Source organism: Rhodoferax sp. EU05-FHT12H12 (assembly GCF_058791215.1).
Window position 1 is genome coordinate 1019146 of sequence record NZ_JBYTDI010000001.1, and the last position, 13129, is coordinate 1032274.

The window sequence follows — 13129 nt, forward strand, 5'->3', positions numbered from 1 at the left end:
CGGATTTGGGTTATTTGCGGTGGCGCAAGTGGGCGTCGTAGCCGCTAGCTTGGCGTCGCTGGCCTGGTTTGGCCCACGCGGAGCGGCATTGGCCGGGGTGCTGGTGCTCAGCCTGCTGCTGCTGAATGCCGGCTTGGTGCTGGTGCACCGGCGTTATGTGGCCCTTCAAGAATCTTCGCGGCGCTTGAAGCTGCTGGCCGAGATGAACGTGCAGGTGAACCGCGAGATTCTGCTCAACGAAGACATCGAGCTCATCTACCGCACCATCCTCAATTACCTCTTCAGTGTGTTCAACACGGCCAGCACAGGCTCGGTGCTGATTCTGGGAGACGACGGCTACCTGACTTTTGCCGCATCGCGCGGATTCACCGAAGCATTTGTCGACAAGTTCCACCTGAAACTGGAAGACAGTTTTTTGTACCAGGTCACCGGTGGCGATATCCGCGGTACCCGGCTGATCACCAGCGACGATTTCCGGAGTATTGAAACCGTGTTCAAACCCGGGGAGTGGGAGTACAAGTCCGTCATCAGCGCGCCCTTGTTCATCGGGGGCCGGTTGTTCGGGATCCTGAACCTCGACTCCCCCGTCTCCGGCACCTACAACACGCAGGACGTGGAGATCGTCGAGCAGTTCCGCACCCAGATCGAGATCGGACTGCTGGCCCGGGAGCGCTACACCACCAACATCAAACGCTACCAGGTGGACGCCCTCACCGGCCTGTTCACCCGTCGCTACTTCGAGGACCTGCTGAAGGTGTCGCTGGACCGTGCCCAGCGCCAGCAGGAGTCGTTTGTGCTGGCGCTGTTTGATGTGGACGGCCTCAAGGCCACCAACGACTCCCGGGGCCACCTGGCGGGTGACCAGATGCTGCTGGCCATTGCCAATGAGCTGCGCGCGTCCTGCCGTTACTCGGACGTCATTGGCAGGCTGGGGGGCGACGAGTTCATTGCCTGCTACTTCCAGAGCGAAATGCCGGTGATGGAGAAAACCGTGGCCGGCATTCGGGCCAGGCTGCGCGCCAAACCCACGCGCCTGGGCGATGCGGAGTACCGGCTGTCCTTCAGCTATGGGCTGGCCACCTTTCCGGAAGACGGAACCAGCCAGGAGGCCCTGGTGGCCGTGGCGGACAAACGCCTATACGCGATGAAGATGGCCAACAAATAAGCGCCTCGCGGGAACTACCTAGACGGAATCGGTGCATCGCGTTTTACGATAGCGGCAAAGTCCGCATCCACTGCACCGTCCTGACCCGCCATGAAAAAATCCCTGCTTGCCCTCGCTGCCGTCTTGGTACTGCTCATCGCCGGTGGCGCCTTGTGGTTACACGGCAATCTGGATGGTCTGGTGCAGGCCGCCATTGGCAAATATGGCAGTGCGATGACCGGGGCCACGGTCAAGGTCGCGGCGGTCAAGCTCAAGGCAGCTGACGGACAGGGCGCGCTCAAGGGACTGATCGTAGGCAACCCGGCAGGCTTCAAGACACCGTATGCGGTGAAGGCCGACACCATCGAGCTGGAGGTGGACGTGGCTTCACTGACCAAAGACGTGGTGCTGGTGAAAAAGATTGTGGTGTTGGCGCCCGAGGTGATTTATGAGAAGGGCGAGGCGATGACCAACTTTGACGCCCTCCAGAAAAACATCACCACCTACCTCGGCCCGTCCACCAGCAGTGGGCCGGGCAAGAAGCTGATCGTGCAGGAGTTCAGCATCCGCGGGGCCAAGGCGCAGGCCAGCGCGGCCGTCATGGATGGCAAGACGGTCACCGTGGCCCTGCCCGATATCCAGCTGCGGGACCTGGGCAAGGCCAAGGGCGGCCTCACGCCCGGCGAGCTGGGCCTGGAGATCACCAACGCGCTGGAAAAGCGCCTGACCATCGCGGTGAACTTTGAGAAGCTGGCGAACTCCGTGGGTGCGGCACTGGAGAAAGCGGGCAACGCCATCAAGGGATTTTTTAAGTAAAAAAGACCTCTAGCCCCCGTGGTATATGCGCGAGAAGCTCCTGAATAGATAGCACATCAAGGCCGCGAGGCCAGCCATTGCAGCGCTGCCAACACCGCCACCAGCGCCGCCTGGGCCAGCACATAGGCCACGCCCAGCACCGTCAGCCCCAAGCCGCCCGCCAGCACCAGCCCCACGCTGGCCAGCACCCAGGCCGCATTGCACCCGGCCAGCAAACGCAGGCCACGCAGGGGCAGCACGGGCCGGGCCAGCAGCCAGCCGATGAAGGCCACAAACACCAACACCAGCCAGGCGGAGCCCTGCACCAGCGCCACCGGAGCGCCCAGCATGGTGGACACCAAGCCCGGTAGGCCCAAGGACAGGGCCGCCGAACCCGCGCCTGTGACAGCGTCCAGCCAGAGCACCCGGCGAATACCCAGGGGAGAAGAAAAAGCAGCAACAGCAGACATCCGAAACTCCTGAAAGGTGAAAAGAGCCTGCATGGTGCGGCGCAGCGCGCGGCAAAGCCATTACCTCGGAGGTCATGCGCACCACGCCGCAAAGGCATGGGGGAGCGCTACGATGCCGCCATGCACACCCCCACCTCTGCCCCTGCCAGCTTTGGCCAGCGCCTGCGGCACTGGCGCCAGCACCGCCGCCTGAGCCAGCAGGAGCTGTCCCAGCAGGCCGACATCTCCACCCGGCACATGAGTTTTCTGGAGACCGACCGCTCGGTGCCCAGCCGCGAGATGGTGCTGCGCCTGGCCGAACGGCTGGAGGTTCCGCTGCGCGAGCGCAACCAATTGCTCACCAGCGCCGGCTACGCCGCCATGTACCGCGAACGCCCGCTGGACCACCCCGACATGGCCGAGGCGCGTGCGGCGGTGGACCTGATCCTGCGCTGCCACGAGCCCAACCCCGCACTGGCGATGGACCGGCACTGGAACATGGTGAGCGCCAACCGCCTGGTACCCGTGTTTCTGGCCGACATTGCGCCTGCGCTTTTGCAACCCCCGGTGAATGTGCTGCGCCTGAGCCTGCACCCCGAGGGGCTGGCGCCACGCATTGCCAACCTGGGGCAGTGGAAACACCACCTGTTTGAACGCCTGCGCCAACAAATCCACAGCACGGGCGACACCGCGCTACAGGCCTTGTTGGAAGAGTTGCAGGGGTATGACGCCAGCCACGGCCCGGACCGTGCCCACCTGCAGGGCGAGACCCGCGGCGTGGTGATGCCGTTTCAGCTGGACACGGCACACGGCCAACTCAACTTCATCAGCACGGTGACCATTTTTGGTTCGCCCATGGACATCACGCTGCAGGAGCTGGCGCTGGAAACCTTTTTGCCCGCCGATGCGACCACAGCCGCCGTGCTGCAGCAATTCTATAGCCAAATAGGCCTCTAGCCCCCGTGGATACTGCGCAAGCAGCTACCAAAACAGGAGCAATTCACGCCCGTCACAGTGCCCCGGGCACCGCCAGACCAGCCAAATAAGCGTCCAGTGTGGCCATGCCCACCTGCTCCAGGTCGAAGGCTTGCGGGTCCAGCAGCCAGTTGTATTTGAGCCCGCCAATCAGGGCGAACAGGCCCAGCGTGGCGTGGCGAACGTCCATCTCCCGGCGCATATGGCCCTTGTCGCACGCCAGTTGCATCAGGCGGTGCATGTCATCAATGCAGTCATTGCGCCCGGCAATGTGGCGCTCGCGCATGCTGAGCAGTTCGTCCACGTACTCCACCTTCTGGGTGGCAATCTCGAACACGCGGCGCACCTGCGGGTTGTGGGCGATCTGCTGGAGGGCCGCCATCGTGTTGCGCCGGATTTTGTCCAGCGGGCGCTCTTCGTCGGCCGGGGTGATCTCCGTCATGCGCGCCATCATGGGCAGGGTCACCCGCTCCATCATGGCGTGGAACAGCTCGCCCTTGTTCTCAAAATGCCAGTAAATGGCGCCGCGGGTCAGCCCTGCGTCCTTGGCGATTTCTTGCAGCGATGTGCGTGACACCCCGCGCTGGTGGAACACACGTTCCGCAGCGTCCAGTATCAATTCACGGGTGGCAAGGGCGTCTTCTTTGGTTTTGCGGGCCATGGTTTGACCTCATGAAAATGTGTGGGAATTGTAGTTTTTTTCAAACATACATTCGTGCATGTATGTATACTAAACCCCATTGCCGCGGTATGGTTCTGTTTTTATCGAGGGTTTGCCCTAGATCAAACCGCCGGCAAGCCCTCCCCCGATTGCCTCCCCCAACCACCTTTGTCACAAGGGAAATCTGTATGTCGCTGCTCCGTCAGACCCAGGGCCATTCGCCCTATACCTCTACCGGCCGCGTGGCCATGCTGGCCATTCCGTTGGCCGTTGCCCTGGTCGCTTGTGGTGCCAAAGACGGTGCCCCTGCTGCGGGTGGCCCTGGCGGCGGCATGCCCCCGGCCGAAGTCGGCGTGGTCACCGTGGCCGCGCAGTCCGTGGCCCTGCAGTCCGAGCTGCCCGGCCGCGTGAGCGCAGTGCGTGTGGCGCAGGTGCGTGCCCGGGTCAACGGTGTGGTGTTGCAGCGCCTGTTCCGCGAAGGTAGCGAAGTCAAGGCCGGTCAGGTGCTGTACCAGATCGACTCTGCCCCCTACCGTGCCAGCCTGGAAAGCGCTGAAGCCAGCGTGGCCAAGGCCCAGGCCAATGTGGCCCAGACCACCGCCCAGGCGGAGCGCTACAAGCCGCTGATGGAGGCCAACGCCGTCAGCAAGCAGGAATACACCACCCTGGTGACCGCCCAGCGCCAGGCCGAAGCCGACCTGTCCACCGCCAAAGCCGCCGTGCAGACCGCGCGCATCAACCTCAACTACGCCAACATCACGGCACCCATCTCCGGCCGCATTGGCCAGTCTTTGGTCACCGAAGGCGCCCTGGTCAGTGCCACCGAGGCCACCCAGATGGCGGTGATCCAGCAAACCGGCACCGTGTATGTGAACTTCACCCAGAGCAGCACCGACGTGCTACGCCTGCGCAAGGCGATTGCCTCCAAGCAGCTGCGCGCATCGGGCGATGGTTCGGTGCCCGTGCGAGTGGTGCTGGAAGACGGCACCGAGCTGGCCAAACCCGGCAAGCTGCTGTTCAGCGACCTGACGGTGGACGCCAGCAGCGGCCAGATCACGCTGCGTGCCGAGGTGCCCAACACCGACGGCCTGCTGCTGCCCGGCCAATACGTGCGTGTGCGCCTGTCGCAAGCCGAGCTGCCCTCCGCCGTCCTGCTGCCCCAGCAGGCCGTGACCCGCACCAACCAGGGCGACAGCGTGCTGGTGGTGGGTGAAGGCGGCAAGCCCGGTCCGCGCCCTGTGAAGGTCGGCAACGCCCAGAACAACCAGTGGGTGATTCTGGACGGCCTGAAAGAAGGCGACCAGGTCATCGTCGATGGCTTCCAGAAAATGATGGTGCCCGGCGCCCCCGTGAAGCCCGTGCCTTGGACAGGCGCTGCGCCTGCCGCGGCCGGTGCCCCCGGCGCCGCAGCATCCGCCCCCGCCGCTGCTGCATCGGCCGCAGGCAAATAAGCACACACGAGGCACTTTTCCATGGCCCAGTTTTTTATCAACCGCCCCATCTTTGCATGGGTGATCTCGCTGTTCATCCTGGTGATGGGCGGCGTGGCGATCACGCAGCTGCCCATCTCGCAGTACCCACCGGTGGCACCGCCCTCCATCGTCGTCAACGCGGCCTACCCCGGCGCATCGGCGCAAACGCTGGAGGACAGCGTGCTGTCCGTCATCGAGCGCGAAATGAACGGCTCGCCCGGCCTGATCTACATGGAATCGGTGGCGCAGGCCGACGGCTCCGGCAGCATCACGCTGACCTTTGAGACCGGCACCAACGCCGACCTGGCGCAGGTGGACGTGCAAAACCGCCTGTCGCGCGCCACCCCGCGCCTGCCCGCAGCGGTGACGCAGCAGGGTGTGCGCGTGGACAAGTCGCGCTCCAACTTCCTGCTGTTCACCATGCTGTCCTCGGACAGCCCCGAGCTGGACACCGTTGCACTGGGCGACTACGCCTCCCGCAACATCGTGCCCGAGCTGCAGCGCCTGCCCGGCATCGGCCAGGCCCAGCTGTTCGGTACCGAGCGTGCCATGCGCGTGTGGGTAGACCCGGCCAAGCTGGCGTCCTTCAACCTGTCGGCCGCCGAAGTAAACGCCGCCATCCGCGCGCAGAACGCGCAGGTGTCCTCCGGCGCCATTGGTGACCTGCCCAACATCACCGGCCAAAGCATTGCCGCCACGGTGGTGGTGAACGGCCAGCTCGGCAGCGTCGCGCAGTTTGGCAACATCGCCCTGCGCTCCAACGCCGATGGTTCCGCCGTGCGCCTGAAGGACGTGGCCCGCATCGAACTCGGTGCCCAAGGCTACGCAACGTCTGCGCGCCTGAACGGCAAGCCTGCCGTCGGTATCGGCGTGCAGCTCTCGCCCAGCGGTAACGCCATGGCCGCGGCCAAGGCCGTGCGTGCACGCATGGAGGAACTGCAAAGCTACTTCCCCGCTGGTGTGAAGTGGAGCATCCCCTACGACAGCTCGCGCTTTGTGCAAATCTCCATCTCGCAAGTGGCCGAGACCCTGGTGGAAGCCGTGGTGCTGGTGTTCCTGGTGATGTTCCTGTTCTTGCAGAACTGGCGCTACACCATCATCCCGACCATCGTGGTGCCGGTGGCACTGCTGGGCACCTTTGCCACACTGCTGGCCTTGGGCATGTCCATCAACGTGCTGACCATGTTCGGCATGGTGCTGGTGATCGGTATCGTGGTGGACGACGCCATCGTGGTGGTGGAGAACGTCGAACGCATCATGAGCGAGGAAGGTCTGCCGCCGCTGCAGGCCACGCGCAAGGCCATGGGCCAGATCTCGGGCGCCATCGTCGGCGTGACCGTGGTGCTGATTGCGGTGTTTGTGCCGCTGGCGTTCTTTGCCGGCTCGGTGGGCAATATCTACCGCCAGTTCTCGGCGGTAATGGTGAGCTCCATCGCGTTCTCGGCCTTCCTGGCCCTGTCGCTCACGCCCGCACTGTGCGCCACGCTGCTCAAGCCCGTGGAGGCCGGCCACGCCCATGCCAAGACCGGTTTCTTTGGCTGGTTCAACCGCCGCTTCAACAGCACGGCCAAGGGTTATGAGAGCGTAGTCACGCGCCTGCTCAAGAAGGCTGGCCGCTACCTGGTGATCTACGCCGCCATCATTGGCGCCGTGGCCGTGGTCTACATGCGCTTGCCCACGTCCTTTTTGCCCGGTGAAGACCAGGGTTCCATCATCGTGAACGTGCAGCTGCCTCCCGGTGCCACCCAAGAACGCACGCTCAATGTGATGCAACAGGTCGAAGGTTTTATCCTGAAACAGCCTGAAGTGCAGAGCATGGTGGCGGTGTTGGGCTTCAGCTTCTCCGGCCAGGGCCAGAATGCGGCGCTGGGCTTTGTGACGCTGAAAGACTGGGCCGACCGCCCAGGCCCCGGCCAGTCGGCCGAGGCGCTGGCAGGCCGTGCCTTTGGTGCGCTCATGGGCATCCGCGATGCGTTCATCTTCCCGCTGAGCCCGCCCCCCATTCCCGAGCTGGGCTCGGCCTCGGGCTTCACCTTCCGCCTGCAAGACCGCGGCGGCAAGGGCCACGACGCGCTGATTGCCGCACGCAACCAGTTGCTGGGCATGGCAGGCAAAAGCAAGGTGCTCACGCAAGTGCGCCCGGACGGTCTGGAAGACGCACCGCAGTTGCAAATCGACATTGACCGCGACAAGGCCAGCGCCCTGGGCGTGAGCTTTGATTCGATCAACAGCACCATCTCCACGGCGCTGGGTTCGAGCTACATCAACGACTTCCCCAACGCAGGCCGCCTGCAACGGGTGGTGGTGCAAGCCGACGCCACCGCGCGTATGCAGCCCGACGACATCCTCAAGTTCAACGCCATCAACAACCAGGGCAAGGCAGTGCCGCTATCCGCCTTTGCCAGCACCCGCTGGATCAAGGGCGCCATGCAGACCGTGCGCTACAACGGCTACCCCGCCGTGCGTATTGGCGGTGCAGCAGCCGCTGGCTACAGCACCGGTGAGGCCATGGACGAGATGGAAAAACTCGCAGCCCAGCTGCCCGCCGGCTTTGGCTTTGAGTGGACAGGCCAGTCGCGCCAGGAAAAGCAGGCCGGCTCGCAAGCCACCATCCTGTACGCCTTCGCCATCCTGGCCGTGTTCTTGTGCCTGGCCGCGCTGTACGAGAGCTGGTCCATCCCGCTGTCGGTGATTTTGGTGGTGCCACTGGGCGTGTTGGGCGTGGTGCTGGCCACCCTGTTCCGCGGTTATGCCAACGACGTGTACTTCCAGGTCGGCCTGATCACCATCATTGGTCTGTCCGCCAAGAACGCGATTCTGATCATTGAATTTGCCAAGGACCTGCAGGCCCAGGGCAAGAGCGTGATCGAGTCGGCCCTGGCCGCAGCGCACATGCGCTTCCGCCCCATCGTGATGACGTCCATGGCTTTCATGCTGGGGGTGTTGCCTCTGGCCATTGCCAGCGGCGCAGGCTCGGCCAGCCAGCGCGCCATCGGCACCGGTGTGATCGGTGGCATGGTGGTGGGCACGGCCCTCGCGGTGTTTTTTGTGCCTATCTTTTTTGTGGTCGTGCGCAGCCTCTTCAAGGGCAGCGAACGCCAGCGCCAATTTGACGCAGAACACGGACACCAGATCGGAGTGGATACCCATGAGTAAGCCTTCTATTGCACGCCCGGCCCTGCGCTTGGCCACCCTGTCCGCCGCCTTGTGGCTGGCCGGTTGCAGCTTCATCCCCACCTTCAGCCGCCCTGCGGCGCCGGTGGCCGAGAGCTTCCCCACCGCTGCGGCCCAGGCCCCTGCGGCAGACGCTAGCGCCCGCACCGCGGCCGACATTGAATGGCAGACCTTCTTCAAGGATGCGCGCCTCAAGCGCCTGATTGAGCTGGCCCTGCAAAACAACCGCGACCTGCGCGTGGCCGTGCTCAACATCGAGCAAACCCGCGCCAAGCTGCAGGTAGCGCGTGCCGACCAGTTGCCCACGGTGAACGCCGGCATCAGCGGCAGCCGTGGCCCGGCCGCCAGCGGCGCCATCACCAGCAGCTACACCGCAGGCCTCTCCGTCACCGCGTATGAGCTGGACTTTTTTGGCCGCGTGCGCGCCCTCAGCCAGGCCGCCCAGGCCCAGCTGCTGGGCACCGAGGAAGCGCGCAAGACGGTGCAGATCAGCCTGATCGCGTCGGTGGCCAACACCTACCTGAACCTGCTGGCCGACGACGAGCTGCTGCGCGCCACCCGCGAGACACTCAAGACGCGGCAAGAGTCTTTGCGCCTCATGCAGCTCAAGTTTGACAACGAAGCGGCCTCCAAGCTGGACCTGAGCAGTGCACAAAGCCTGCTGGAGGCGGCCAAGGTGTCGCTGGCCCAGCTGACGCGCCAGCGCGCCCAGGACGAAAACGCCCTGGTGCTGCTGGTGGGCCAGCCCCTGCCCGCCGACCTGCCCGCCGGTGTGCCGATGGCCGAGCAAGGCCTGTTGGCCGACCTGCCCGCCGGTGTGCCGTCCGAGCTGCTGGTGCGCCGCCCCGATGTGCGCCAGGCCGAGCAAAACCTGCTGGCCCTGAACGCCAACATCGGCGCAGCACGCGCGGCCTTCTTCCCGCGTATCACGCTCACCGCCAGCGCCGGTGTGGCCAGCAACGACCTGGACACGCTGTTCAACAACGGCACCAGCGCCTGGAGCTTTGTGCCCCAGCTGCTGATGCCGCTGTTTGACGCAGGCCGCAACCAGGCCAACCTGGAAGCCGCCAAGGTGAACAAGGAAATCGCCGTGGCCCAGTACGAGAAAGCGATCCAGACCGGCTTTAGGGAAGTGGCCGACGCCCTGGCCGGCCGCGCCACGCTGGGTGACCAGCTGCAAGCGCAAACCGCCCAACTGGAAGCCGAGAAGACCCGCATGGGCCTGACCGACCTGCGCTTCCAGAACGGCGTGGCCAGCTCGTTTGACGTGCTGGACGCCCAACGCTCGCTCTTCACCGCCCAACAAGCCGTGGTGCAAGTGCAGGCACTGCAACTGCAAAACCTGGTGACCCTGTACAAGGTGCTGGGTGGTGGCTGGACGGAGGCTGCTGCAGAGCAGAAATAATAGACAAATCGGGCTCTAGATCCCGTGGATATTGCGCGAACAGCTCCTAATTTAGGAGCTGTTTTTGTTTCTATCTACTCCACCGCCACGTTCTGCGGATACAGCGCGTCGAGCGTCTCCTGGTCGTACGCCGTCTTGAACGCATGCAGATCCTTCAGCGCCTCCGCACGCTGCGCTGCCGGCCTGGCGTTGATGCGGTCAAAGAAGCTTTTCACGTGCGGGTAGTCTGCCCAGCCCGCGTCGCCAAACACATACGGGAAGGCGCGCACCCAACCCCATAGCGCCATGTCGACGATGGTGTATTCCTCGTTGACCATGAAGGTGCGCGTGGCCAGGTGCTCGTCAATGATTTTCCAGTGGCGGCGCGCCTCGAAGGCGTAGCGGTTCAGGGCGTAGTCCTTGGGCTCGGGCGCAAAGTGGCGGAAGTGCACGGCCTGGCCCGAGAAGGGGCCTATGCCCGTGGCGATGAACATCAACCAGGAGTACATCTGGCTGCGCACCTCCGGCCGGTTCTCCGGCAAAAACTTGCCATGCCGCACCGCCAGGTAGAGCAGGATGGCATTGCTGTCAAAGACGGTGGCGTCACCATCCACCAACGCCGGGGTCTTGCCATTGGGGTTGATGGCGCGGTAGGCCGCGCTGTGCTGCTCGCCCCGGGCGGTGTCCACCGGCACCATCTCGTAGGGCAGGCCAGACTCCTCCAGGAACAACGCCACCTTGGCGGGGTTGGGGGACGGGTGGTAATAGAACTTGAGCATGGGGTTTCTCCTCGTCGCTGAGTCTTAGTACTTTTGCAGGATGAAGTCGCTGACCTTGGGCGCATCCGGGGTCAGCAGCGTGTCCAGGCGGGAGTTCATGACGTACACGTCCTTGCCCACCTGGGCGGCCGTGGTAGGAAAGCTCTGCAGGCTCTTTTGCGTGCGGGCGATGCTGGCGGTCTTCCAGCCATCGGTGGACACCAGGTCCAGCGTGCGGTCGGCACCGCTGTTCTGCACCAGGGTCACGCGGCCCGGCATGCGCAGCACCATGCCGTCGGCGCCCTTCAGCACTTCAGGCAGTTGCACGCGCGCGATCTGCGTCGGGTCTTTCAGGCTCACGCGGAACAGCTCGCCACTGTTGTGTTTGTTGACCAGCAGGTAGCCGTCCGGATGGGCCACGATGCCGTTGAGGTTGAAGTTCTCGCCGGTGAACAGCTCGCTCTGCGCAAACACCGTGGCCTTGCCCGCCGTGTCCACACGGTAGATGACCGGGGAGAAGCTGTCCGTCACATACACATTGCCCTGGGCATCCAGCGCCAGGTCGTTGGCAAAGTGGGCGCCAGCAAAGAGGCTGCCCAGGTCGTGGTAGGCCACACGCTGGCCGGTCTTGGCGTTGTAGGCCGCCACGGCGGCCAGCTTGCCCTGCGTGGCCGGGCCGCTGTGGGTGGCCGCGCCCAAGTCGCCAATGGCTACCCACAGCAGATTGCGCTTGGCGTCCAGCGCCAGTCCAGCGGTAGTGACCAGTGCACTGTCGGTGATGAAGGCGCTGTACGCACCGCGCAGGGTGACCTTGCCGATGGTGCCGTGGCGCACCGAGCTGACCAGAAAGGCCTGCTGCTGCGCGGACCAGGCCACGCCTTCGGGGTAGACCGTGTCGGCCGTGAAGCCGATGTTGCCACCGGCCATGGCCAGTTGGGCCGCCAGTGCCAGCGGGGTGGCGACCATCCAGGCGGCGCGGCGGATGGAGAAACGTTGGGAGACTGTATTGGAGAGGGATTTCATGGAGTTTCGCTTTCTGGCCCGTGGGCCTTTGGGTTGGGGTGGAGGTATTGTGGAAATTTGCGTTAATCGCAACAATCACATTCATCGCAAACAATCTTTCCGATATTTGCAAAGCTCACCCACCCCGTACCCCATGATTGAAGAACTCCGCACCTTTCTGGCCGTCGCCGCGGCCGGCAATTTCTCGCAAGTGGCCCGCAAGCAGGAAGTAGCTGTGTCCTCCGTCACGCGCAAGATCGACGCGCTGGAGGCCGAACTGGGCGTGAAGCTCTTGCGCCGCAGCTCACGCCTGCTGCAGCTCACCGATGCGGGCGAGCAATTTGCCATCAGCGCGCGCCGCATCGTGGCCGAGCTGGACGACGCCAAGGAGGCCTTGGCCGAGGGCCAGGCCGACCCGCGCGGCCTGCTGACCGTGACCGCGCCCACGGCGTTTGGGCAGCGTTATGTCACCCCCGCCGCCACGCGCTTTCTGCGCCAGTACCCAGAGATTGAGCTGGAGCTGCACCTGAGCGACCAACAAATCGACCTGGCCGCGCAACGCGTGGATGTGGCCGTGCGCGTGGGCGCCCTGCCCGACAGCGACCTGGTGGCCACGCGCCTGGCCCCCATGCACCGGCTGGTCTGCGCCAGCCCCGACTACCTGGCCCGCCACGGCCGCCCGGCAGCGCTGGCGGACCTGCTAAACCACCGCTGCCTTACCGTGGCCACCACGCCTGCGCCCGTGGGCATGTGGAGCTTTGCCGGTGTGCAGGGTGGCCGCCCCCTCGCCGTGCGCGGCCCACTGCGCACCAACGACATCGAAGCCCTGCAACGCGCCGCCCTGGACGGCCTGGGTATCGTGCACCTGGCCAGCTGGCTGGTCTGCGACATGTTGGTGGCCGGCCAACTGGTGCAACTTTTCCCCGACGCGGTAGCGCCTGCAGTGCCCACACCCTCGGCCATCCACGCCGTGCGCCTGCCCGGCCGATCACACGCTACCAAGGCGCAATTGTTCATTGCGCATTTGAAGAAGGAGTTTGGGGAACCAGCGGCGTGGGATGTGGCTGTGAAGGGTTTAAGGCCCTAGACCTCATGGAATATTTGATAGATGCTATGAATTTGAGAGCACATCTAAAGATATCCTGTCAAAAAGATCCAACCGAAAAATACTAGCCCCTACCAGTAGAAACAATGCCCAGCATGGACCTCAAGGACTTTGTAGGGGCGGCAGCAATCGACGGCGGATTCAACCGGTCGATGCAACACATTCGCTGAACATCTCAGCGGGTGTTTGGAAGCCGAGCGTTTTGCGTGG

Annotated in this window: 11 protein-coding genes; 7 read left to right on the forward strand and 4 right to left on the reverse strand. The window is 64.2% G+C overall.

What is annotated here, in order from left to right; genetic code table 11:
* The first annotated feature begins 28 nt into the window (after positions 1 to 28).
* Together AC3WS7_RS04745 and AC3WS7_RS04750 are read left to right on the forward strand one after the other, a co-directional pair.
* Positions 29 to 1165 (forward strand): sensor domain-containing diguanylate cyclase, encoded by a 1137-nt coding sequence (locus AC3WS7_RS04745; protein ID WP_296471640.1) that lies wholly within the window; start codon positions 29 to 31, stop codon positions 1163 to 1165.
* Between the two features lie 90 nt (positions 1166 to 1255).
* Positions 1256 to 1960 (forward strand): hypothetical protein, encoded by a 705-nt coding sequence (locus AC3WS7_RS04750; RefSeq protein ID WP_492655539.1) that lies wholly within the window; start codon positions 1256 to 1258, stop codon positions 1958 to 1960.
* A gap of 56 nt (positions 1961 to 2016) precedes the next feature.
* On the opposite strand, the gene AC3WS7_RS04755 is transcribed toward AC3WS7_RS04750, so the two are convergent.
* Positions 2017 to 2409 (reverse strand): hypothetical protein, encoded by a 393-nt coding sequence (locus AC3WS7_RS04755; RefSeq protein ID WP_492655540.1) that lies wholly within the window; start codon positions 2407 to 2409, stop codon positions 2017 to 2019.
* Between the two features lie 120 nt (positions 2410 to 2529).
* Here AC3WS7_RS04755 and AC3WS7_RS04760 point away from each other — a divergent pair, with 120 nt between their 5' ends.
* On the forward strand, positions 2530 to 3345 hold the full coding sequence (locus AC3WS7_RS04760) for a helix-turn-helix domain-containing protein (protein WP_296471646.1): 816 nt from the start codon (positions 2530 to 2532) through the stop codon (positions 3343 to 3345).
* Positions 3346 to 3397: 52 nt separating this feature from the next.
* Here the strand turns inward: AC3WS7_RS04760 and AC3WS7_RS04765 are convergent, their stop codons facing one another.
* Positions 3398 to 4024: a TetR family transcriptional regulator gene (locus AC3WS7_RS04765; RefSeq protein WP_296471648.1), complete on the reverse strand. Its 627-nt coding sequence runs from the start codon at positions 4022 to 4024 to the stop codon at positions 3398 to 3400.
* Positions 4025 to 4212: 188 nt separating this feature from the next.
* Here AC3WS7_RS04765 and AC3WS7_RS04770 point away from each other — a divergent pair, with 188 nt between their 5' ends.
* Genes AC3WS7_RS04770 through AC3WS7_RS04780 form a run of 3 tightly spaced genes read left to right on the forward strand, consistent with a single transcriptional unit; the run spans position 4213 to position 10075 of the window.
* Positions 4213 to 5475 carry an efflux RND transporter periplasmic adaptor subunit gene (locus AC3WS7_RS04770; protein WP_492655541.1) on the forward strand — a complete coding sequence of 421 codons (1263 nt, stop codon included), beginning with the start codon at positions 4213 to 4215 and terminating at the stop codon, positions 5473 to 5475.
* 21 nt (positions 5476 to 5496) lie between these two features.
* Positions 5497 to 8652, forward strand: a complete 3156-nt coding sequence (locus tag AC3WS7_RS04775; RefSeq protein ID WP_492655542.1) for an efflux RND transporter permease subunit — start codon at positions 5497 to 5499, stop codon at positions 8650 to 8652.
* Complete coding sequence (locus tag AC3WS7_RS04780) at positions 8645 to 10075, forward strand: efflux transporter outer membrane subunit (protein WP_492655543.1); 1431 nt, start codon at positions 8645 to 8647, stop codon at positions 10073 to 10075. The genes AC3WS7_RS04775 and AC3WS7_RS04780 overlap by 8 nt, the downstream gene beginning before the upstream one ends.
* 74 nt (positions 10076 to 10149) lie before the next feature.
* Here the strand turns inward: AC3WS7_RS04780 and AC3WS7_RS04785 are convergent, their stop codons facing one another.
* On the reverse strand, positions 10150 to 10833 hold the full coding sequence (locus AC3WS7_RS04785) for a glutathione S-transferase family protein (RefSeq protein WP_296471656.1): 684 nt from the start codon (positions 10831 to 10833) through the stop codon (positions 10150 to 10152).
* A gap of 24 nt (positions 10834 to 10857) precedes the next feature.
* Positions 10858 to 11835, reverse strand: a complete 978-nt coding sequence (locus AC3WS7_RS04790; RefSeq protein ID WP_492655544.1) for a hypothetical protein — start codon at positions 11833 to 11835, stop codon at positions 10858 to 10860.
* A gap of 133 nt (positions 11836 to 11968) precedes the next feature.
* Between AC3WS7_RS04790 and AC3WS7_RS04795 the strand changes: the two genes are divergently transcribed.
* The gene (locus tag AC3WS7_RS04795) at positions 11969 to 12901 is read left to right on the forward strand and encodes a LysR family transcriptional regulator (RefSeq protein WP_492655545.1); all 933 of its coding nucleotides are present in this window, start codon (positions 11969 to 11971) and stop codon (positions 12899 to 12901) included.
* The last annotated feature ends 228 nt before the right edge of the window (positions 12902 to 13129 follow it).

What these genes read in the sequence shown, in the direction of transcription:
- AC3WS7_RS04795 (WP_492655545.1), top strand. Translation starts at nt 11,969, where the DNA reads ATGATTGAAGAACTCCGCACCTTTCTGGCCGTCGCCGCGGCCGGCAAT.
- AC3WS7_RS04750 (WP_492655539.1), top strand. Translation starts at nt 1,256, where the DNA reads ATGAAAAAATCCCTGCTTGCCCTCGCTGCCGTCTTGGTACTGCTCATC.
- AC3WS7_RS04775 (WP_492655542.1), top strand. Translation starts at nt 5,497, where the DNA reads ATGGCCCAGTTTTTTATCAACCGCCCCATCTTTGCATGGGTGATCTCG.
- AC3WS7_RS04755 (WP_492655540.1), bottom strand. Translation starts at nt 2,409, where the DNA reads ATGTCTGCTGTTGCTGCTTTTTCTTCTCCCCTGGGTATTCGCCGGGTG.
- AC3WS7_RS04760 (WP_296471646.1), top strand. Translation starts at nt 2,530, where the DNA reads ATGCACACCCCCACCTCTGCCCCTGCCAGCTTTGGCCAGCGCCTGCGG.
- AC3WS7_RS04785 (WP_296471656.1), bottom strand. Translation starts at nt 10,833, where the DNA reads ATGCTCAAGTTCTATTACCACCCGTCCCCCAACCCCGCCAAGGTGGCG.
- AC3WS7_RS04790 (WP_492655544.1), bottom strand. Translation starts at nt 11,835, where the DNA reads ATGAAATCCCTCTCCAATACAGTCTCCCAACGTTTCTCCATCCGCCGC.
- AC3WS7_RS04765 (WP_296471648.1), bottom strand. Translation starts at nt 4,024, where the DNA reads ATGGCCCGCAAAACCAAAGAAGACGCCCTTGCCACCCGTGAATTGATA.
- AC3WS7_RS04770 (WP_492655541.1), top strand. Translation starts at nt 4,213, where the DNA reads ATGTCGCTGCTCCGTCAGACCCAGGGCCATTCGCCCTATACCTCTACC.
- AC3WS7_RS04780 (WP_492655543.1), top strand. Translation starts at nt 8,645, where the DNA reads ATGAGTAAGCCTTCTATTGCACGCCCGGCCCTGCGCTTGGCCACCCTG.